The organism is Gammaproteobacteria bacterium, from assembly GCA_014075255.1.
In the GTDB taxonomy this organism is placed as follows: domain Bacteria; phylum Pseudomonadota; class Gammaproteobacteria; order UBA4575; family UBA4575; genus JABDMD01.
Genome location: CP046178.1, coordinates 1256412 through 1278969, shown reverse-complemented (window position 1 = coordinate 1278969; position 22558 = coordinate 1256412). Strand labels below are relative to the sequence as shown.

Below are 22558 nucleotides of genomic sequence, written 5' to 3'. Positions count from 1 at the left end.
TAATGCGAGTTTTAACTATATTTTTATTGACAATATTTTCGAGTGTATGCTTTGCAAGTGAAGTAGAAATAATTCAGGTCAAAACTGAAAAGACTACTGCGCAGAAATATAATGTCACTGTTACTTTGGAGCATGCTGATGAAGGTTGGGAGCATTATGCAAATGCTTGGCGTATATACTCTGCTGAAGGAGAATTGATTGGTGAGCGCACGCTTCATCATCCACATGTTAAAGAACAACCATTTACCCGGAGCCTTTTAGGAATTACTATTCCTAGCGAGCATAGTGAAGTAGAAATTGTTGCGGTCTGCTCCAAAACCGGCGAAAGCAAAAAAAGCTACACTTTAAAGCTTCGTTAATTGAGTATTCCCGAAGATATTCTTTAACAATCATTAACTAAAATATCCCATTAGGCCTTTGTTATACTGCGTGAATGAAGCGCATCTATAGCGAACCTAATCCAATCTTTATTTATCAGATAAAAGAACTCCTTGAAGAAAAGGGAATCGCCTCGATTATCAAAAACGAACATCTATCCGGTGGCGTGGGAGAACTTCCTCCTACAGAGGTCTGGCCTGAATTATGGGTGGTAGATAAAGACGATATTGCCCCTGCTAAAAGAGTTGTAGATGAGTTTATGCTGTCGATTAAAGCCAATCCGCAGACCTGGAAATGCATAGGCTGTGGAGAAGAAATTGAGGGGCAATTCAATATATGTTGGAGTTGTGGGCAAGAATCTACCTCTAAATGATATAAATTCCGTACTATTTATTGATAAAAAGGCTAGAAATCTCTTTTTTATTGGCGTTATGCCTAGAAAATGATTAGCATGTGTGGTTATTGAGACGTCACGGTAGTGAATAGCAAAGTCTGTTCAAAAGCAGTAAGCCTCGATTAAATTAAGATTCATTAAATTAGGAAATACAATATGAGTAACGGTACAGTAAAATGGTTCAATGCAGATAAAGGCTTTGGCTTCATCACTCCAGAAGACGGCGGAAAAGATTTGTTTGTACACCATTCTGAAATTCAAAGTGGCGGCGACTATGCAACACTAAATGACGGACAGAAAGTAGAATACGAAGTAGGCGAAGGTCAGAAAGGACCATGCGCTAATAAAGTAAAAGCTATCTAATTAGTTCTACTGCTTAACGCAGTTTACCCTCAGTAAATTATCACAACAGCCAAGCAGCGATTAATATCGTTGCCTAGCTGTTGCGTTAAGTTTCAATACAAGATGAACCTTAATTTATAAGCGATTCATCCTTCAACTCGGTTTCAACATCAAGTGCGAAGCCTGTTTAGTTGTGCAATCAAAATACGGCTCTTATAATGAGGGTGGTTGAAATTTCTCATGAGCCTATTGAGCTCTATAAAATTCTCAAATTCGAAGGTATGGCCGCCAGTGGTGGCGAAGCCAAAGCTGTGATTGCTGAAGGTCTCGTTCTGGTTAACGGAAAAACTGAAACTAGAAAGCGAAAGAAAATAGTTTCAGGCGATGTTATAGAATTTAATCAAGAGAATATTTGCATTCAAAAAAGATGAGTATTTTTTGAAAAATTAAGGAGAACTAAACAATTATCGTGTCTATTCCAACATGAAGTTGAAGGTTTTTCTCTTTGGTTTCTTTGCGCATTTCGCGGCGCATTTTCCCTGCATCAAAAAGTTTTTGTTCGGTTTCTGATTCAATTTGCAATGTGGGCGCTTGTTGAGGCACACCATTTTCATTGACAGAGATCATGGTAAAATAGCATGAGATGGCATGATACTTTGTTTTTTCTCTAATTTTTTCGCCTTCTACACGTATGCCGATTTCCATTGAGCTGCGACCAACATAATTTACATTGCATTTGAAGGTAACAAGATCACCAACGGTGATGGCTGACTTGAACTCAACATGGTCTAATGCAGCAGTCATTACATAAGATTTGCAGTAGCGAGATGCGCAAGAAAATGCAGCTTCGTCTAAGAGCTTTAATATTGTGCCGCCATGAACATTGCCAGAGAAATTAGCCATGTCTGGCGTCATCAGGCGAGTCATAAATAATTTTTTTTCTTGTTTTACAGAGTCACTCATCTAAATATCCATAAATGTTGGTGCTAGAGCTTATTTATTTTTGCTAATTGTTCTTTTAGTTGATTGAGTTTAGTTTGAAGTTTTTCGGCGTTCTTACGAAGGTTATCAACAACCTCTTTTGGAGCTTTGTCGGCAAAATTAGGGTTATCTAATCTGGTTAAGGTTTTCTCTAAGTTGGTTTCATTTTTGCCAATTTCTTTTTCTAATCTAGCGCTTTCAGCTTCTTTATCAATTAAGCCTGCTAGAGGGATGAGAATTTTCATTTCACCGACTAAGGCTGTGGCAGATTCAGGTGCAGAGTCATCTTCCAACCATTTAATATCTGAAACTTTTGCTAGAGAATAAATAAATTGCTGGCTATTTTCGAAATAGCTTTGATCTTGCGGTGACCAATTCTGCAACAATATGTTTAATGGTTTGCCAGGTGCGATGTCCATTTCAGAGCGTATTTTACGAATGCCATTGATAAATTCTTTTGACCATTCAAGTTCTCGTAAGCTTTCTACGTCGACATAGTCGTTGTTGCTTCTAGGGAAGTCTTGAGTAGAAATGCTGTCACCTGACAGATTCAATTGTTTGGCGATCGGTTGCCATGTTTCTTCTGTTAAAAAAGGAATAATAGGGTGTAGAAGCTTTAGCAAATTTTCAAATACTTCCAACAAAACGCGGCGAGAGTTTTGTTTAACGTTTTCATCGACGTCATCTTTAAAAAGAGTGGGTTTGCATAATTCAACATACCAATCGCAGAATTCGTGCCAAGAAAATTCATATAATGCTTGTGCGGCAAGATCAAAGCGATAATTTTTTAAATGCTTGTGCGTTAAATCAATAACTTCTTGTTGCTTGCTTAATATCCAACGATCCGCCAAGGTGAGTTTTTGTTTGTCAATTTGACTGGCGATATCTTTGTCTTCGCAATTCATTAATACGAAATTAGTAGCATTCCAAAGTTTGTTGCAGAAATTTCGATAACCTTCAATTCGATTTAAATCAAATTTGATATCTCGCCCTGTTGAAGCTTGCGCCGCAAATGAAAAACGCATGGCATCTGTACCATAGGCGTTAATGCCGTCTGGGTATTGTTTGCGAGTTGCTTTTTCGATTTTAGAGGCCATTTCAGGCTGCATGAGGCCGGCTGTGCGTTTCTTTATTAAAGTCTCTAGATCGATTCCATCAATGACATCGATTGGATCTAAAACGTTACCCTTAGACTTAGACATTTTTTGCCCATCTGCATCACGCACAAGGCCGTGGATGTATACTTTTTCAAATGGAACATCTTCCATGAATTTCAAACCCATCATGATCATGCGAGCGACCCAGAAAAAGATGATGTCGAAACCGGTAATTAATACTGAAGTTGGGTAAAACGTTTTTAGTTCTTTAGTTTGTTCGGGCCAGCCTAAGGTTGAAAACGGCCATAGTGCAGATGAAAACCAAGTATCGAGTACATCTTCATCTTGCTTAAGTTCAAAATTGACATCCAAATTATATTTTTTACGTACGTCTTCTTCATTTTCAGCCACATAAATATTTCCATCGCTGTCGTACCATGCGGGTATGCGGTGTCCCCACCAAAGTTGTCGGCTGATGCACCAGTCTTGAATATTATTCATCCATTCAAAATAGGTTTTGCTCCAATTTTCTGGAACAAATTGAATGTTGCCATCTTTTACGGCTTTGATTGCAGGGTCGGCTAATGGTTGAATTTTCACATACCATTGATCTGTTAAGTAGGGTTCAACCACAACGCCTGAACGATCACCTCTAGGTATCATCAGTTTGTGGTCTTTTATTTCTGCTAGCAGATTTTGTGTTTTTAAGTCGGCAACAATTATTTTGCGTGCTTCGAAACGGTCCAGTCCTTGATATTGTGTAGGGGCGTTGTCGTTAATTTTGGCATCTATAGTGAATATATTAATTATTTCTAAGTCATGACGTTTACCTACTTCATAATCATTAAAATCATGCGCAGGGGTAATCTTTACGCAACCAGAACCAAATTCAGGATCCACATAGTCATCCGCTATAATGGGAATTTCGCGATCAGTTAAAGGCAGTTTTACAGTTTTACCGATTAATCTCTTGTAGCGTTTGTCTTCAGGGTGCACGGCAACCGCAGTATCACCTAACATTGTCTCTGGTCTTGTCGTCGCTACAATTAAGTAATCATTTCCATCTGAGCTTTTTGCATCCACCAGTGGATAACGCATATGCCACATGTGGCCATTTTCTTCTTCTGAAATAACTTCTAAATCTGAAACCGCAGTGTGAAGTTTTGGATCCCAGTTCACCAAACGTTTGCCGCGATAAATTAAGCCCTCGTCATATAAACGTACGAATACTTGTTTAACCGCTTCAGAAAGACCTTCGTCCATAGTGAAGCGTTCGCGCGACCAATCCAGTGAAGAACCCATACGTTCTAATTGGCCATAAATAGTGTTGCCAGATTGCTCTTTCCACTCCCAAACTTTATCTACAAACTTTTCGCGACCTAAGTCATGACGAGTTTTATTTTCAGCGTTTAGCTGTCGTTCAACCACCATTTGCGTCGCGATTCCGGCATGATCGGTTCCGGGCTGCCACAAAGTGTTATAGCCGCACATGCGATGATAACGAGTGAGGCAATCCATCAAGGTGTTATTGAAAGCGTGGCCCATATGTAAGGTTCCCGTTACATTGGGTGGTGGAATCATAATGCAGTAAGAATTTTCGCCTTCGCCTGAAGGCGAAAAGTAATTATTACTTTTCCAAAACTGATACCACTTCTGTTCGATATCTTTGGGTTGATAGGTCTTTTCCATGTCGAGATTTGTGACTATATTGAGGCGATCAGATGATTTGAAAAGTAATTCGAATGGTTATTAGTACGTATGATGCAGCGAGGTATGAAGTTGGTGCAAGCTATTAGTATAACAATATAGATGCGCCTAAGAAGTACTCAGGTAAGCATACAGCATTGGCTTAGCCAATATGTAGGGTTAAGACTTTCTTTGACCGGGGAGGCGAGCGCGAACTTCGCTTAGTACTTGTTGCACAATTTGCTCGCTCGCATTTTCAAAATGCTTAAGCATAATATCGTGCACGGTTTTGGTGAGCTCGATTTCAAATAGTGATTTATCAGTGCGACGATTTTGAGGTGTATTTTCAGCTTGTACGGCAGCATTCTGAACAGCTTGAGCAGTGCTAGTGGAGGCTCCATTGCCATTCATTGGCGCAAGTACAGGTTTGACCTGAGAAGGCGTCTGAGCTTGTGGTGGTCTAGTAGGCGTCTGTTTATTACCGATGGGAGTATTTGAGGTACCCACTAAATTGTCTAAGACCGGTGCCTTTTTAGCGCTGTTTCCATCCATAGAAGCAAGAGAATTAATTGATTAAGTCAAGCAGAGGATACGTCATGGTGCTGGGGGTCTAGGCCGCTCTCACGATAAAAGCGATAGCGTTCACGACCAGCGACAATGGAATCAGGATGACTATCAATGATTTCCGCAATCCTCTGAAATTGCTTGAAATTTTCCGGTTGATGATCGGATACATTCACTAACATATCAGTATGTCCTGAGGTCATATCTGGGCTCTTTTCAGAGCTGATCGTGACCGGGCAATCTGCTATTGGCACGGGTGAGATCTCATGAGGAATAAAGCTGCGATCACGAAATGTCCAAAGTAGAGCATCTAGTTTTTCGCAATCCGTTTCATTATTCATGTGTATATGAATTCGATGGCCTGCTGAAAATGCTTTTTCCGCAATTCGGCAGGCCGTGCTCAAAGCAAATTGTGGCGTACTGTTTTTGGTCACGTAGAAATCAACGCGAGGTATTTCTGTGTTCGCCATGTTAATACTTAAAATTCATAAGATTGATGTAATAAGTACTCAGTAAGTAATGGAACGGGTCTACCTGTGGCGCCCTTCATTTTACCTTGGTGCCACGCAACCCCGGCAATGTCTAAATGTGCCCAAGTATATTTTTTGGTGAATCTAGATAGGAAGCACGCTGCTGTGATGGTGCCGCCCCATCGTCCGCCAATATTGGCGATATCTGCAAAATTGCTATCTAACTGAGATTGATATTCATCCCAGAGTGGTAATTGCCAAGTGCGATCTCCTGTTAGCGCGCCAGCGTTAATAAGGTCTTTGGCAAAGTCATCATCGTTGCTCATTACGCCTGATGGAATCTGGCCTAAAGCCACCACACATGCTCCAGTAAGGGTGGCAATGTCGATAACGACTTCAGGATCAAACTTATCTACATAAGTGAGTGCATCGCATAACACCAAGCGGCCTTCTGCGTCAGTATTTAAAATTTCTACAGTTTGCCCTGACATGGTAGTGACCACATCACCAGGTTTGGTAGCTTTACCATCAGGCATATTCTCAGCGCAAGCGATTACACCTACTACATTAATGGGTAAATCTAATTCACAACAGGCTTTCATAGTGCCTAACACGCTTGCCGCGCCACACATATCAAATTTCATTTCATCCATGGTCGAACCGGGTTTTAATGAAATGCCACCTGTGTCGAAGGTAATGCCTTTGCCGACTAAAACAATTGGGCGTTCGTCATCATTGCCTCCGTTGTATTCCATGGTGACCAGTTTTGCAGGCTCTACGCTTCCAGTTGAAACTGAAAGTAGTGCGCCCATTCCGAGTTTTTTCATTTGTGCTTCTTCAAGCACAGTTACATTTAGTTTTTTAACCCCTTTCTTTAGTGCCAGTGCTTGTTCAGCAAGGTAAGTGGGAGTGCAAATATTTCCAGGCAAATTTCCGAGTTCTTTGGCTAAATTCATTCCACTGGCAATCGCTTGTCCAAATTCAATACCATCACGCATGCCAGCAATATCATCTTTATTTGCCGTTAAAAACTTTTGCTTTTTAAGACGAGTTTTAGAATTTGCTGCGCTGGGCTTGGTTTCGCTATAGATATACATAGCGGATTCAATAGCAGTCACACTAAGTTGCACTTTAGTCAGTGTGTCTACGTTTTTAACCGGTAGCTCAGTCAAGCAATTAATTACATTACTTGTTTTATTGCGTTTAATTTCATTGGCTACCGTAGCGAGTACTCTTTGGTATGCGCTAATGGTGAATTCATCTTGCTCTCCACAACCCACTACAATAATACAGTTATGTTTGCTGCGGCTAGAGTTATGCAGTGTTGTAATTTGACCTAAGCTACCGCCAGCGATGCCACGTTGGCAGGCATTGGAAATACTGCCTCGATAAAGCTTATCTAGCTTATTGGCAGAATCACTAAGACGTTTGGGTTTGAATATGCCCACTACGACACAATCTGCGGCTTCTTTGTCTACGGAAGTGGTTTTTGCAATGTAATCCATGGTTTTCCTCAATTAAACTGTCTGTGTTTACTGCATTATTGCTAATATTGGGCTAAATGTAACCAAAGGATCTGGTCTGTATCAATAAAAAGCACATATGTTTTCTACATTAAACCGATACTTCTCTAAAGAACTTGCTCAAACTTTCGCCGGAGTTAGCATAGTGTTGTTGCTGGTGATAGTGGGGCAGTCCTTTGTAAGCCTGCTTGCAAAAGTAATGAAAGGAAAGTTGCCGGCAGATGTTGTCGTTTCGATGCTAGGGCTTGGAATTTTAAAGTCTGCAATATTATTAATTCCTTTTGCGCTATTGCTGACGATTATGCTTAGTTTGGGTCGCCTGTATCGTGATAGTGAAATTTATGCCATTAAAGCGAGTGGTATTGGTTCGCGTTCATTATTGCGTTATGCAAGTTTGCTTTTTATACCGCTGATTATATTTCTGTTATACCTTTCAGTATTTTCCGCACCTTGGGCAGAGCAACAAATTGAAATCATAAAACAAAAGGCCGGGGGTTTTACCGATATTTATAGTTTAACACCTGGACAGTTTATTGAATCGAATCAAGGCAATTGGGTGGTTTTTGTTGAACAATCTGACAGAGAGTCTGGTGAAGTTAAAAATATTTTTATTTACGACCGAAGAGATGGAAATGTTGCCATTGAAACGGCGCAATATGCGGAGCAGAAAAATTTAGCAGAACTGGGGGGCGAATCGCTGATTCTAAAAAAAGGCCAGCGTTATGAAGGTACACCAGGAGAGGGTGGCTTTACCTTGCTTTCGTTTAATCAACATGCAATACGCATACCTGAATTTGATTTAAATATGGATAATCAAAATCCCGAATTCAAATCTACTGCCGAACTGTTGAAATCAAAACAGTTGCCAGATATAGCAGAGTTTCAGTGGCGTATATCTGTACCGATTGCAGCAGTGCTTCTGGCTTTACTGGCATTTCCGTTAAGTGTAACCAGCCCAAGGCAGGGTCGATTTGCAGGCTTGGCCATTGCAATCGTCATTTACTTAATTTATTCAAATTTACTCATCCTCGCAGAAACATGGGTAGCAGACGGAAAGCTTCCCTTAATGCCAGGTATGTTTGTAGTGCATGCGGGCATGCTTGTGTTGGTGATTGTGCTGAGTATGCGACAACGATTAGGTGCTTAGCATGAATGTGTTTAAACATTTTGATCGTTATTTAGGAAGAACTGTATTTGTCGGCACGTTATTTGCGTTATTAGTTCTATTTTCTATTGATTCGATTATCGATTTTATAAACGACATTGAATCTGTGGATGATCGCGGGTTCACCGTTGGACATGTCATGTTACGACTGTTGTTTGAAATGCCACAGCGTCTATATGAATTTATGCCCACTGCACTTTTATTAGGCGCCCTAATTGGTTTGGGCGGATTGGCTGCTAAAAGTGAGTTAGTCGCGTTGCGTTCTGTTGGGATAAGCAAGTTACGAATCATTTGGTCGGTACTCAAGGTTGGGATAGTGTTAATCGGGATTAGTGTATGGGTAGGAGAAATGGTGGTGCCTACCGCTCAAGGCTATGCAAATAGTTTAAGTAAAAGCCAAGTTCGAGATGCGAAAAATACTAATGGAGAGATCGGCGACATTGAGAAAATATCATTACGCTCAAAATACGGGATATGGGTGCGCGATAATAATCGTTACATCAATGCACAAGAAATCTACCCTGATTATCGAATGCGAGATATTTGGATTTATGAATTAGACGAGCAATACAAATTAAAACGCGCAAGCTTTGCTAAACAAGCAGTGTATGAAAACGATGTTTGGAGGTTGTCCGATATAAAACATAGTTTAATTTCAAATAGCGGTGTAGAAACCGTGGCTGCAGAAGAGGAGCATTGGGAACGACTGGTTTCGACAGAATTGTTTGATGTGATCACCGTTAAGCCTGAATTTATGGGGGCCATTAAGTTAAAAAAATATATCGGTTACTTAGAAGATAACGAGCTAGATTCAAAACGTTATCAACTCGCCTATTTTAACCGTTTTGCAGTGCCGCTATCAGGTATCGCAATGCTATTACTCGCAGTGCCTTTTGTATTTCGCTCTGCACGCGCAGGAGGTTTAGGTCAACGTATTGCACTGGGAATTGGGGTTGCGGTGATATTCAATTTGCTAAGCAGAGTGCTAAGCAATACCAGTGTGGTGTATGACATCCCGCCAGTGGTGGGTGCTTTTTTGCCAACATTAATTGTTATAGCAATTGCCTCTATTGCGTTGCGGAAAATGGCTTGAAAATTAAACCACTGCTACGACCACCGTGGATGGTGGAGGTGCAGAATTTGCACGACTGCATGGAGGCAGGAGGTAGAGCAACGCAGGAGCAGTTGACGAGGAGTATATTTTCCCGACCCAAAGCGTGAGCACAGGATGTGCGAATTAGAGACGCATCAGGGATGATGCGGCCGATCAATCTTTTTTCTTAATGTCTGCTAACGACCCAAAGCGGACATTCAGAAACGTTCTTACCTAAGAAAAATAAGTTCAGGAGAAGCATATGAATATACTGACTATTACCAGTAATGATGGGGTAAAGAGTGTTGTCATTAATAACCCACCAGCAAATATATTGACAATTGACTTGATTAACGAAGTCAATGCATTTGTCCTCTCACTAAAGGACGATCGCGATACCAAAGTAGTTGTATTTAAATCGTCGAATGATAAGTTTTTCTCGGCTCACTTAGATTTGAATGTCATTAATGGCACGCCGGGAGGGCAAGCTGCATGTATTGAGTTCAGTCATATGATTAATAACATTAAGGCCATGAAGCAGCTTTCTATTGCTCTCGTGGATGGCATTGCACGCGGTGGCGGCAATGAATTTGTTATGGCCTGTGACTTGGCATACGGTACTGAAAATTCAGCATTTGCCCAGCCAGAACTTAATATAAATATTCCAACAGGGGGCCAAGGCGGAGTTCAATTTGCCCGCCGACTGGGTAAAAGCAAAGCACTTCAAGCATTATTAACCGGCGCAGACTTTACCGCTCAACAAGCTGAGGCTTTTAATATCATTACTCAGTTTGTACCTCTAGCAGAGATTGACACTTTTCTTGAACAAATACTCTTAGTTGCCAGAAATTTAGAAGTTCGCGATATTGTTATGTATAAAGAAATTATCGCTGCATCAATTAATGATGAAGAAGCTGGTACAGAGCTTGAATTACGTCACTTTCTAGAGCGTGCTAAAGAGCAAAAAACACAGACAATCATCGCAGCATTTTTAAAACATGGTGGACAGACCGAACGAGAAGCTGATGACTTTGAGGGTGTATTTGCTGATACAGCAGCAGAGCTTTCTAAATAAGCATGGACTTATAAAAAGCACAAACAACGGATGATTGAATGTCCGCTTATGGCCGAAAGCAGACATAAACTAAACTACCGAAAGGGATTTAGGTTGGAATCACTAAATTACACATTTAAAATGACTTCTAACGACCCAAAGCGGACATATTAAACACTTATATGGAATATATATTATAGACTCTATTACGCTTTACAATCGTTACCCTCTATTTGCCACGATTGAATCGTTTCGTTCTTAGAAACATCAACAGTAATTTTGCAATATATAGTTATTGCATTAATAGAGCCGCTAATAGGTGAATTAGTTATGCCGTCGTCAAACAGCCAAGTATATAATGTACTACCATTTGAAAGATTATTAACATCTGATGGTGTCCCCCAATGTTGAACTAGTCCATGCACACTATTACCAACCCAAGTGTCTAGACTTAATTCAAGATTTGCTTTAGAAGCACATCCATATACAAACGTTAATAGAATACATAAGAATAAAATCCTATTCATAGTCTCTCCCGTTTAATATTTTATATTTTTTATCAGAAGTATTTTATAATTAACTACAAAAACTTGCAGAAATGTAATAACTCACTGATTTGATGAATGTCCGCTATTGTCCGAAAGCAGACATTAGTAAAGCTCTCCACTAAGTAATGAATAGCCAAAAGAAAAAAGAAAAATATGCAAGCTGATTTTCTTACTAAAGTAATTCTCCCAATCTCTCTCTTCTGCATTATGTTTGGAATGGGCATTTCTTTAAGGCCACTAGATTTTAAGAAGATTGTTAAATCACCAAAAGTCGTGGCCATTGGTATTTGCGCGCAAACGCTCTTACTGCCATTGATCGCTTTTATTATTACTATTGCGTTAAAACTACCGCCAGAAATTGCTGTAGGTCTAATTATTATTGCGTTAGCTCCAGGAGGTGCAACATCAAATATGTTCACTTATTTATCTAAGGGCGATGTGTCTTTATCCATTACCTTAACTGCAATAGTAAGTTTAATTGCGCCTTTCAGCATTCCTATCCTTGCTGGTTTGAGTATGGATTATTTTATGGGTAGCAATACAGCATTTAACTTACCTATTGTTAAAACGATTATTCAATTGTTAGTCATTACTGTTATTCCTGTTGTTTTAGGTATGTTCGTCTTGTCGCGTTGGGAAAATTTCGCAAAAAAAATTGAGCCTATACTCAAATGGCTTTCAATTTTATTTCTGATTTTTATCATTGTTTTAATTGTATTAAAAAATAACACTAATATGACTAGTTATTTTTCTCAAGCAGGATTAGCAACGTTAGTGCTTAATTTGACTGCTTTAATTTTGGGGTATCGACTTTCTAAATTTGCAAAACTTTCACATCCCCAGGCCGTAACAATTGGTTTTGAAGTTGGCATTCAGAATGGAACGTTAGCCTTAGTCGTTGCAGGAGCATTAATTGGCAATGATGTCATGATGATTCCAGCTGTTACTTATTCATTGATTATGTTTTTTAGTGGCGGTTTATTTGGCTGGTGGATGAATAAACGCGCATAATTTGAATAGAGCAATACAATCATTGGTTAAGCTCAGAGATAACAAAGCACTAACCAGTGGTTTCAGTTGGCAACTCGCTGCCACTGAGGCTGGTCGTCCAATGTCCGCTATTGGCCGAAAGCGGACATTCGAGAAAAAGATTTATTTTATTCACGTCGGCAGAAAATTGCTCCTCGGCAACTTCTCCTGCGTTGCTCTACCTCCTGCCCCCATGCAGTCGTGCAATTACTGCACTTCCGCCATCCATGGCCGTCGTCCATGTAAGCTTTATGTTCTTATAAGCTTTGTCTTTGATGCCATGTCGTGCCAGGTGCGGTGTTTTTTGTCCCATAGGCTCCAAAGATATCCTAGGCCAAATGGCAACCAGGAAATTATGGAAACAATAAAACGGATTAATGCGGTTTCGTAACTAATTTTTGTTCCATCATGATTAACCACTTTCATTTTCCAGGTGCGCATCCCCAGTGTCTGGCCACCACGCGTCCAAAACCATGCAAAGAAAAGATATGCAATAAGAAAGATATACGCTTGAAATAAAAAGAAATATGGGTCTTCAGGTTTAATACCTGTGGGAATGACAATTACAAAAGAAGCAATAAATAAAGCTGTGAGTAACAAAAAGGAATCATAAAGAATTGCACTGAATCGTCTCAATAATGAAATGTGTTGAATGCTGTCTTCTTTTTGAGTTTGCATGATGTGCTGTAGAAATTGTACAAAAGTTGCTTTTATTATGTGAAATTCATAAACTTGTATTTTATCTACGAGTATATCTATTTCTCTATTCCTGTTCATGAGCAATTCATCTTACTCATTACCACCGGATCAACCAGTTATTGAGGCGTTTTTAGATACGCTATGGGTTGAGCATGGTTTAAGTGAAAATACTTTATCTGCTTATCGTAATGATTTAATTGGTTTGTCTAAGTGGCTCTCTAAAGCAACGGTTAATATTACTGAGGCTCGGCGCGATCATTTGTTAGATTATTTATCGTATCGGGTACAGCAGGGGAGTATGCCGCGTACCTCGGCCAGGTTGTTATCTAGTATTCGTCGTTTTTATCGTTATCTTGTTCGCCAAGGGGCTGTGCAAAAAGATCCATCTTCGCAAATCGAATTTCCTAAATTAGGCAGACCTCTACCTGAAACCTTAACTGAAGAAGAAGTAGATCGTTTACTTGCAGCGCCCAATATTAATAAATCTCATGGGATAAGAGATCGGGCAATGTTAGAAGTGCTTTATGCATGTGGCTTGCGCGTGAGTGAATTAATCGGTTTAACCTTGGGTCAAGTGAATTTGAATCATGGTGTGATACGCGTTACGGGTAAAGGCAATAAAGAGCGATTGATTCCATTTGGCGAGCAAGCGAACGAATGGATTTCAAAATTTATTAATGAGGCGCGTGCCGACCTACTTAAGAAACGCCAGAGTGATGCCTTGTTTGTTTCTAATCGCGGCACGGCGATGACACGCCAAGCATTTTGGCATCTAATTAAAAAGCATGCGAAAAATGTCGGCATCACAAAACATCTCTCTCCGCATACATTGCGCCATGCCTTTGCTACACATTTGCTCAATCATGGGGCGGATTTGAGGGTAGTTCAAATGTTGCTCGGACATAGTGATTTATCTACTACACAGATATACACTCATGTGGCCCAGACGAGATTGCAGGAGTTACACCGGAAACACCACCCAAGAGGGTAATTTCACCACTCTATTGGATGAAATTATTCTCCAAGATCCAGGTCTTATATAGTAGGGCCGTAAGAAGCCTACATAACCAATTCAAATCTAATAGGGAAATACCCATGTATAAGTTGATCATATCTTTCGTTATTGCCATTTTTTGTGTGCAAATTGCATCGGCGGGTGAGGCTGAAGATATTGCGAACATTAATGAACGCTTAGAAAAATTAGTACCTCAGGATAAGCCAGATTCTATAAGACCAACCGCAATTAATGGAATGTACGAAGTTGTTTTTGGTTCGGATATTTTTTACGCCTCTGGTGACGGTCGTTACGTATTTCAAGGTGCTGTTGTGGATTTGGATACGAATGAAAACCTCACTGAAACCACGCGCACCGAAATTCGTAAAGGATTGATGGGTAAACTGGATGAGTCAGAGATGATTGTGTTTTCTCCAAAGAAACCTCGTCATACTTTAACCGTGTTTACAGACATTGATTGTGGTTACTGCAGAAAACTACATGCGGAAATGGATGAGCTAAATAGTTACGGTGTGGAAGTACGTTATATGATGTTTCCACGAAGTGGTCCAAACACTCCATCTTTTCAGAAAGCGGTTAATGTGTGGTGCGCTAAAGATCAACAAATTTCGATGACTAAAGCAAAGGCTGGTGAAAGTCTTCCGCAAGCAAATTGTGATAATCCAATTGCTGCGCAATTTAATCTAGGTCAGCAGTTAGGTGTAACCGGCACTCCGGCATTGCTTTTAGATGATGGCACGTTATTACCGGGATATCGCCCTGCAAAAGATTTAGCCGCTATGTTAGATGAGGGAGCGAATAAAGCTAAGTAGCACTGAAATTTATCGCAGTGCTTTTGGACTATCTATTCTAGTTCAATGTCATATAGCGCTGGGATTGCTGTAAATAAGATGGATGCTCGAATAGATTTTCCTGGGTAAAGTTTTTTTACCGCATAAATATATGTGCTGATTTGATGCTGGTACTGCTTTGCAGTTTCATGCATAGAATCAGTATTAACGTCACGTGTTGTCTTGTAATCAATAATCCATGCTTGGTTATGGTCAATTACTAAATGGTCGATGACTCGATATAAAGCTTTTCCATTTCTGATAAAGCTGATCGGTACTTCTTTTAATGCTTCACGACCGTTAACGGAACTGAACACATGTTTAATATCGGTAGACTTTAAGCAATTAGTGACTTCATTCACTGCATTTTCAAATTCTTTAGAATTAATCTTAATCCCAAGTGAAGCTTCTACTGCTATCTTAAATGCTGAACCATTTCTAGTATGCTTTTGTTCAAACAGCTCAAAAATTTTATGCACTAGCGTCCCATAATTGGCGTGCTCTATGTTTTCTGGAGCTGCCTGTTGAGCATCGTCATTAATGGTTTCTTGTGTTGGTAAGGGTTTGCTTAGATCATAGTTAATTGATGGGATTTTAACCACTTTAGTCGGATTTTGTTTTGTAATCGATGGCGGTGAGCCAAATTCGAACTTCCACACAGGTTTTTCTGCATCTAGAGATTCTTCACATAACGCATTACAAATAATAGAGTGCCAAGATTTTTCTGAGCTTAGTTTTGCTGCAGTACCGCTAATATATAAATACTGTTTTGCGCGAGTAAGTGCTACGTATAATAAATTTAGTTCTTCATTCCAATTAATATTTGCTTGTTGGTCGATAATGGATTGAGTGGTGATATCTATACCATCTTTGCGTCCAAGCAAGAAAAATTGTTCGGGCCGATGTGCATGAGAAGGCCAATTAATCATAGATTTATAAGTTTGTAATTGTGGTTTTTTGGGGCCACTGTCAACAAGAAAGACTACAGGTGCCTCTAAGCCTTTTGCTGAATGTACAGTCATGATCTGTACTGCATCATCATGTTGCGGTAGCTGTGTCATGCCAATGGCAGGGCTTGATTGCAATGAGGTTAAAAACGATTGAACGCTTGAATATCTACCGGCATCTAAATCTAAACTCAGTTGTAAAAGTGCAATTAGATTGTTGAGTACTTGGGTATTTAGTCCGCCCACCTCTTCGCTTGGTAAGCTGCTTGCGTAGCGTGATAACAGATTAGATTCAAAATAGATGTGGTCTAACAAGTCATGTACGGGCAATGTATTAGCCAGGTTACGCCAGTTTTGCAATTGCTCAAATGCTTGTTTCGCAAGTGTGTTAGTTGATGTCTCTGTATAGGATTTTAGTTTTTCATGCCAAGAGCTTGCAGACATGCAGGCTATCTCCATCAAGTCTTGGTCGTTCATCCCATACAATGGTGATCGCAACACTTGTGCAAGTGCCAAGTCATTATGTGATTGAATCAAATAAGTGAGCAATGACAGTATATCTTGGACTTCGAGTTTATTTAGGAAGTCTCCATCATAAGTGCTGCTATAAGGAATATGTTGTTCGCTTAGTGCGAGTTCTAGTTGTGCCAAATGAGTTCGGTTTCTGGCAAGGATAATGATGTCGCTAAATTTAATAGCTCGTGGAGTTTGATTCTCCATAATGGGTGTAGAGTCAGATATTAATTTACTAATTTTACTTGCGACTTGCTGTCCTTCTAGAAAATGACTGTCGATTTCAAAAATTTCTTTAGGTTCACGTAAAGGATCTCGAAAGCCTGTTTGTTTTAAGTTTTCTGCTTCTAAATTTTCAGCATGTGTTAGCGCAGTAACTTGAACATGGCCCCATAGTTCAGATTGGATGGCTTGGTGAGAGTTAAAGTTATTTAGCTCAATGTCTTGTTGAGAAAAAATTTTATTTATAGAACTTATGATTGCAGGAGATGAGCGGTAAGAATCATCTGTTTCTAATATTTGTGCGTTCAGATGTTCTTTTGCCCATTCGGCTGCCGTAAACTGTAAATCAGAGTTCGCGCGTCTAAATCCGTAAATTGACTGCTTAGCATCACCCACGAAAAATAAGCTTCTATGATTTTCGTGTGAGTCGAATGCTAATTCAGTTAGTAAGGGAAAGAGTAGATTCCATTGAGTTGGATTCGTATCTTGAAATTCATCTATTAATATATGCTGAATACGCTGGTCCAGCTTGTACTGAATCCAAGCTGCATTATCATGTTGATTTAGGAGCAAATAGGTATACCACTCCAGATCATCGAAATCTAAAGCGTGTTGGTTAAATTTCAATTTTTGATATTCTTCTAAGAGATGATGTCCTGCGTAAAACCATGCTTGGTTGAATTCGATCAATTTTTCTTTTTTTATCACATCTAAGTAGTTTGAAATTTGCGCGCTTAATTTAATGTGCAAAGAAATAAAATCTTGTGTCTTTTCGGCACCTAAACTTTTTTCTAATGCCTTGCTTGCTTTTATTTCCCTCATTTCCATTTTACTGGTGAAGAATATAGGTGTAATAGCCATTAGTTGATCACGCTCTAACGGCCTGTGTTCTAAAGCAGAAGATAGTATTTCGCAATAAGACTGATAGGTTTTCGTTTTGTGGATTGATAGGTAAGCTAGATATTTATTTAAATCTGGTATGAGCAGGCTAAGGTCTTTGTCTGCCTCTTTTTGTTTGGGAAAAACCAGCTTTTCAAGGCATTCATTCGCATAGTGAGCAGGGTTTTCTTGGTTTTCAGTAAAGCTCCGCCAATCGCTTCTTGAGTCGATGAACGTATCAAGCACCTCATGTACATTATTTACTGTGCTGCAATGTTGTAGAAGAGTGAAAAGAGCTCTGCTTAGTTCTTGATCACCCTGCTGAGCCGTTTTAAATAAGTTTTTACGCGCTTCCTGTTTGAGCTCATCGTTGGTTTCTATAACGTGAAAGCCCGCGGGCACACCTGCATGGATAGCAAATCGTTTTAGGATATCCTGGCAAAATGCGTGAAAAGTAGTTATGCGTATTTCATATTCTGAAAATAATAATTCTTCATATAATTTCCTAGCTTTTGCTATGCTTGCGCCATCGTGGGGGTGGGAGAGATTTTGTAGTATGGTTTTAGCTTGTGATTCACTCGCATTAGCCCATTCTGCTAGAACTTTCATTAAACGTTCCTGCATTTCGGCGGCTGCTTTGCGCGTGAATGTGATCGCAAGAATATGCGAGGGTTCTACACCGCTAAGTAGTAGTTTTAGAATTCTATGTACGAGGAGATGGGTTTTGCCGCTGCCAGCAGATGCGAATACAGCGATATTTGCCTCAGGATTGATTGCGAGTGCAGTCTTATCAGCTTTAGTCTCTTTCGAATTTGCTGAATTAGATTTTTGATGAGCCATTCGGTTAGCATACTGGTGTGGTTTCATTCCTACAATTATTTGGCTGAACTTGATAAATAATATTTTAGTTTAACTTTGGATATATAAATGGCAGGGAAATATAACGCTTCAGATATTGAAGTATTGAGTGGATTGGACCCAGTTCGTAAACGTCCAGGGATGTATACCGATACCACTCGACCTAATCACTTAGCGCATGAAGTAATCGACAATAGCGTTGATGAGGCGATATCAGGACATGCAAAGTCTATTGATATCAAGTTATATAAAGATGGTTCGCTCGAGGTAGCAGATGATGGGCGTGGCATGCCGGTGGATAAGCATCCGAAATTAAAGCTACCTGGTGTAGAAGTCATTCTTAGTACATTGCACTCTGGGGGTAAATTTTCTAATAAAAATTATTCTTTTTCTGGTGGTTTGCATGGTGTAGGTGTTTCCGTAGTGAATGCTTTGTCAAAGAATCTTGAGATTTGGGTACGTCGTGGCGGTAAAGAATACAACATGGCTTTTAAAGGAGGCAAAAAGAGCTCCAAGCTTGAGGTGGTAGGGACGGTAGGGCAAAGAAATACTGGAACCACTATTCGCTTTTGGCCAGATGCTAAATATTTTGAGAGTAATAATTTTTCAGTTTCTAAGTTACTGCATACCATGCGCGCTAAGGCGATTCTTTGTCCTGGCCTAAAAATTGGTTTTGATGACCAGGTAAACAAGAAGAAATATGAATGGTGTTATGAGGATGGCTTAAAAGATTATTTATTGGAGTCGATAGAAGGGCTTGAGTATCTTCCACAAGATGGCTTTTGTGAACACTTTGAAGGCGATGAAGAAGCAGTAGAGTGGGCCATTACTTGGTTGTTGGAAGAAGGGGAAGGTCTAAAAGAAAGTTATGTGAATCTAGTGCCTACTGCACAAGGGGGTACGCATGTTTCTGGTTTACGAACCGGTTTAACTGAAGCATTGCGTGAGTTTTGTGAATTTCGCAAGCTGCTACCACGTGGAGTAAAGCTTACTCCTGAAGATGTATGGGAAAGGCTTTGTTATGTGTTATCTGTAAAAATTAAAGAACCACAATTTGCAGGCCAAACTAAGGAGCGTTTAAGTTCTAGAGAGACCGCTGTATTTGTTGCTGGGGTTGCTAAAGATTCATTTGGACATTGGTTAAATCAAAATGCAGAATCAGGCGAGTTGATCGCACAACTTGCTATTAGCAATGCAGAAACTCGTTTAAGAAAAAGTAAAAAAGTTGTACGTAAAAAAATTGCTAGTGGTCCAGCACTACCTGGAAAGCTGGCGGATTGTACCTCTGAAGATTTGTCGCGTACTGAATTATTTTTAGTGGAGGGCGATTCTGCAGGCGGTTCAGCCAAGCAAGCGCGAGATCGCGTGTACCAAGCGATTATGCCGTTGCGCGGTAAAATTCTAAATACTTGGGAGGTTTCCTCGGATCAAGTTTTAGCATCACAAGAGGTGCATGATATTTCTGTTGCTATTGGTATTGAGCCCGGAAGTTCAGATTTATCAGGACTTCGTTATGGTAAAATCTGTGTGCTTGCAGATGCAGATTCAGACGGTTTGCATATTGCGACACTATTATGCGCTCTGTTTTTACAGCATTTTCAAACTTTAGTTGAAGCCGGCCACGTATATATGGCGATGCCTCCGCTTTATCGAATCGACGTAGGTAAAGAGGTGTTTTACGTCTTAGATGATGAAGAGCAGAAAGGTGTGTTAGATCGTATTAAGGCCGAAAAGAAAACCGGTAAAATAACGATCACGCGTTTTAAAGGTTTGGGAGAAATGAATCCCATGCAATTAAGAGAGTCCACGATGGCAGTAGATACTCGACGTCTTGTGCAGCTTTCGTTAACCAATGTAAAAGAAACCTTTCAACTGATTGATATGTTGCTAGCTAAGAAACGCTCTGCTGATAGACGAACTTGGTTACAAAAGAAAGGTAATTTGGTTGAAATTTAGAAAATTAAATGAATAAATTATGAGTGATAATTTAGAAATGGATTTTGATCCTTCAGACAAGCTGCCTATCCAGGAGTTTGCAGAAAAAGCGTACTTGGAATATTCCATGTATGTAATTCTTGATAGGGCTTTACCTAGCATTGGTGACGGTTTAAAACCTGTGCAGCGCAGAATAATTTACGCTATGTCAGAGCTGGGTCTATCTGCTGTATCAAAGCATAAAAAATCTGCTCGTACCGTAGGTGATGTGTTAGGTAAATATCATCCACATGGAGACAGTGCTTGTTATGAAGCCATGGTGTTGATGGCGCAATCTTTTTCCTATCGTTATCCTCTCATAGATGGGCAGGGAAATTGGGGTTCAACCGATGATCCAAAATCTTTTGCCGCGATGCGCTACACAGAGTCGCGATTAACCAGATACGCTAAAGCTTTGTTGCAAGAGCTAGATCAAGGTACTACAGAGTGGGCGCCGAACTTTGATGGGACTATGCAGGAGCCACTTGTCTTACCTGCACGATTGCCCAATGTTTTATTAAATGGTGGCATGGGCATTGCGGTGGGAATGTCGACTGATATTCCTCCACATAATATAAAAGAGGTTGTGGGCGCTTGTGTGCATCTGCTAGATAACCCTAAGGCGACCGTTAAAGACCTTTGCAAGTTTGTTAAAGGTCCGGATTATCCCACTGATGCTGAAATTATTTCAGATCCGAAAGAAATTAAAGAAATTTATGAAACTGGTAATGGTTCGATTCGGATGCGAGCAGTATACGTTAAAGAAGATTCCGATATCGTGGTTACTGCCCTACCGCATCAGGTATCTGGGGCTAAAGTGCTTGAGCAAATTGCCCAACAAATGCAAGCAAAGAAGTTACCGATGGTGCAAGATTTGCGTGATGAGTCTGATCACGAAAATCCAATTCGAATTGTGATTACGCCAAAAAATAATCGAATAGACATGGATGACTTAATGTCACATCTGTTTGCTACTACTGATTTCGAACGTAACTATCGTGCCAATTTAAATATGATTGGTATTGATGGTCGACCTCAAGTTAAAAATCTTCGAATGGTTCTCAAGGAATGGTTGGCGTTTCGTATTGAAACCGTTAAACGAAGATTGCAATGGCGTTTAGATAAAGTTTCAAAGCGATTACATGAATTAGAAGGACTGTTAATTGCATATCTAAATATTGATGCAGTCATCAAGATAATTCGTACCGAAGATGATCCTAAAGCTAAATTAATTAAAAAATTTAAACTCAGTGATGAACAAGCCGAATTTATTCTGAATTTAAAATTACGTAATTTAGCAAAGATTGAAGAGATAAAAATTAAGGCTGAGAAAAAAGAATTAAGCGAAGAGCGTAAATCCATTGTGCAAACATTAGGTTCTAGTGCGCGTTTAAAAACTTTAGTTAAAAAAGAGCTTAAGCAAGATGCTGAAGAGTTTGGAGATGAACGTCGATCTAAATTAGTTAAACGCGAAGTAGCTGCTGCAATTGATGAATCTAAATTAGTGCCCTCAGAAGCAGTTACTGTGGTGCTATCAGAAAAAGGCTGGGTGCGCGCGGCTAAAGGTACTGAAGTGGATGTGCGCGAACTAAATTATAAGTCTGGAGATACCTATCAAGCTCACGCATATGGAAAGTCGAATCTAAACGCTATGTTTTTAGATTCGAGAGGGCGATGTTATTCATTAGCTGCGCATACATTGCCTTCTGCGCGTGGCCAAGGTGAGCCTTTAAGCGGCAAACTGAAACCTGCGGATGGCGCAGTGTTTGTTGGTGTAATGATGGGCGAACCATCAGATTTGTACTTAATATCAAGTAGTGCAGGTTATGGATTCGTCGGAAAACTTGAGGATATGTTTACTAAAAATCGTGCGGGTAAAGCGTTGCTCTCCGTTCCTAAGGGGGCGCTGGCATTAGCGCCAGTTAGGGTGCGGGACATTGAAGAAGATTGGGTGGTTTCTATCGGTTCAGAGGGGAATATGTTGGTTATCCCATTGAGCGATGTACCAATTTTACCAAAAGGCAAAGGCAATAAAATTATTAATATACCGAGCAAGAAGGTTGTTAGTGGCGAAGAATCTATGCGTGCCATTGCGTTGGTACAGGATGGTGAGGCGATAACTTTATATTCGGGTAAGCGTACTAAAAAAATGAAAGGCGACGAGATTGACACTTTTGAGGGTGAACGTGGTCAAAGAGGCTTAAAGCTTTCTCAAGGATATCGAAATATTGATGCTATAGAGGTGCATTTCAAGGACGACCAAGAGCAAGGTTTAAATTAAATATAGATTGAACAAC

20 protein-coding genes are annotated in these 22558 nt (G+C 40.0%); 12 read left to right on the top strand and 8 right to left on the bottom strand.

The features are described 5' to 3' along the window. Positions 1-2: 2 nt before the first annotated feature. The 4 genes from GKR92_06560 (at position 3) to GKR92_06545 (ending at position 1545) form a co-directional block, all read left to right on the top strand. On the top strand, positions 3-359 hold the full coding sequence (locus GKR92_06560) for a hypothetical protein (GenBank protein QMU61371.1): 357 nt from the start codon (positions 3-5) through the stop codon (positions 357-359). A 74-nt stretch (positions 360-433) separates the two neighbouring features. Beyond that, entirely contained in the window at positions 434-751 is a 318-nt protein-coding gene (locus GKR92_06555) for a DUF2007 domain-containing protein (GenBank protein QMU61370.1), read from the top strand. A gap of 177 nt (positions 752-928) precedes the next feature. Then, positions 929-1135 (top strand): cold-shock protein, encoded by a 207-nt coding sequence (locus tag GKR92_06550; protein QMU61369.1) that lies wholly within the window; start codon positions 929-931, stop codon positions 1133-1135. A 197-nt stretch (positions 1136-1332) separates the two neighbouring features. Continuing rightward, the gene (locus GKR92_06545; GenBank protein ID QMU61368.1) at positions 1333-1545 is read left to right on the top strand and encodes an RNA-binding S4 domain-containing protein; all 213 of its coding nucleotides are present in this window, start codon (positions 1333-1335) and stop codon (positions 1543-1545) included. A gap of 25 nt (positions 1546-1570) precedes the next feature. On the opposite strand, the gene GKR92_06540 is transcribed toward GKR92_06545, so the two are convergent. The 5 genes from GKR92_06540 to GKR92_06520 form a co-directional block, all read right to left on the bottom strand. Next, positions 1571-2077, bottom strand: a complete 507-nt coding sequence (locus GKR92_06540) for an acyl-CoA thioesterase (protein QMU61367.1) — start codon at positions 2075-2077, stop codon at positions 1571-1573. Between the two features lie 23 nt (positions 2078-2100). Next, the gene (locus GKR92_06535; GenBank protein ID QMU61366.1) at positions 2101-4881 is read right to left on the bottom strand and encodes a valine--tRNA ligase; all 2781 of its coding nucleotides are present in this window, start codon (positions 4879-4881) and stop codon (positions 2101-2103) included. Positions 4882-5058: 177 nt separating this feature from the next. Further along, on the bottom strand, positions 5059-5430 hold the full coding sequence (locus GKR92_06530; GenBank protein QMU61365.1) for a hypothetical protein: 372 nt from the start codon (positions 5428-5430) through the stop codon (positions 5059-5061). A gap of 26 nt (positions 5431-5456) precedes the next feature. Continuing rightward, a complete protein-coding gene (locus GKR92_06525) occupies positions 5457-5897 on the bottom strand; it encodes a DNA polymerase III subunit chi (protein ID QMU62735.1) in 441 nt (146 codons plus the stop codon). A 23-nt stretch (positions 5898-5920) separates the two neighbouring features. Further along, the gene (locus GKR92_06520) at positions 5921-7417 is read right to left on the bottom strand and encodes a leucyl aminopeptidase (protein ID QMU61364.1); all 1497 of its coding nucleotides are present in this window, start codon (positions 7415-7417) and stop codon (positions 5921-5923) included. 97 nt (positions 7418-7514) lie between these two features. On the opposite strand from GKR92_06520, the gene lptF reads away from it, so the two are divergent. From lptF to GKR92_06505, 3 genes are all read left to right on the top strand, one after another. Continuing rightward, entirely contained in the window at positions 7515-8582 is a 1068-nt protein-coding gene (gene lptF, locus GKR92_06515) for an LPS export ABC transporter permease LptF (GenBank protein QMU61363.1), read from the top strand. A gap of 1 nt (position 8583) precedes the next feature. Continuing rightward, positions 8584-9693, top strand: a complete 1110-nt coding sequence (gene lptG, locus GKR92_06510) for an LPS export ABC transporter permease LptG (protein QMU61362.1) — start codon at positions 8584-8586, stop codon at positions 9691-9693. A 262-nt stretch (positions 9694-9955) separates the two neighbouring features. Continuing rightward, complete coding sequence (locus GKR92_06505; protein QMU61361.1) at positions 9956-10768, top strand: enoyl-CoA hydratase/isomerase family protein; 813 nt, start codon at positions 9956-9958, stop codon at positions 10766-10768. 185 nt (positions 10769-10953) lie between these two features. Here the strand turns inward: GKR92_06505 and GKR92_06500 are convergent, their stop codons facing one another. Further along, the gene (locus GKR92_06500; protein ID QMU61360.1) at positions 10954-11274 is read right to left on the bottom strand and encodes a hypothetical protein; all 321 of its coding nucleotides are present in this window, start codon (positions 11272-11274) and stop codon (positions 10954-10956) included. A 174-nt stretch (positions 11275-11448) separates the two neighbouring features. On the opposite strand from GKR92_06500, the gene GKR92_06495 reads away from it, so the two are divergent. Further along, on the top strand, positions 11449-12306 hold the full coding sequence (locus GKR92_06495) for a bile acid:sodium symporter family protein (protein ID QMU61359.1): 858 nt from the start codon (positions 11449-11451) through the stop codon (positions 12304-12306). 267 nt (positions 12307-12573) lie between these two features. Here GKR92_06495 and GKR92_06490 read toward each other — a convergent pair whose 3' ends face one another. Next, the gene (locus GKR92_06490) at positions 12574-13002 is read right to left on the bottom strand and encodes an RDD family protein (protein QMU62734.1); all 429 of its coding nucleotides are present in this window, start codon (positions 13000-13002) and stop codon (positions 12574-12576) included. 97 nt (positions 13003-13099) lie between these two features. On the opposite strand from GKR92_06490, the gene xerD reads away from it, so the two are divergent. Both xerD and GKR92_06480 read left to right on the top strand, forming a co-directional pair. Beyond that, on the top strand, positions 13100-14014 hold the full coding sequence (xerD, locus tag GKR92_06485) for a site-specific tyrosine recombinase XerD (GenBank protein QMU61358.1): 915 nt from the start codon (positions 13100-13102) through the stop codon (positions 14012-14014). A 104-nt stretch (positions 14015-14118) separates the two neighbouring features. Then, entirely contained in the window at positions 14119-14850 is a 732-nt protein-coding gene (locus GKR92_06480; GenBank protein ID QMU61357.1) for a thioredoxin fold domain-containing protein, read from the top strand. Between the two features lie 32 nt (positions 14851-14882). Here GKR92_06480 and GKR92_06475 read toward each other — a convergent pair whose 3' ends face one another. After that, entirely contained in the window at positions 14883-18296 is a 3414-nt protein-coding gene (locus GKR92_06475; GenBank protein QMU61356.1) for an AAA family ATPase, read from the bottom strand. Positions 18297-18356: 60 nt separating this feature from the next. Here GKR92_06475 and parE point away from each other — a divergent pair, with 60 nt between their 5' ends. Together parE and parC are read left to right on the top strand one after the other, a co-directional pair. Next, on the top strand, positions 18357-20243 hold the full coding sequence (gene parE / locus GKR92_06470) for a DNA topoisomerase IV subunit B (GenBank protein ID QMU61355.1): 1887 nt from the start codon (positions 18357-18359) through the stop codon (positions 20241-20243). Positions 20244-20262: 19 nt separating this feature from the next. Further along, the gene (gene parC, locus GKR92_06465; protein ID QMU61354.1) at positions 20263-22542 is read left to right on the top strand and encodes a DNA topoisomerase IV subunit A; all 2280 of its coding nucleotides are present in this window, start codon (positions 20263-20265) and stop codon (positions 22540-22542) included. Positions 22543-22558 lie beyond the last annotated feature (16 nt).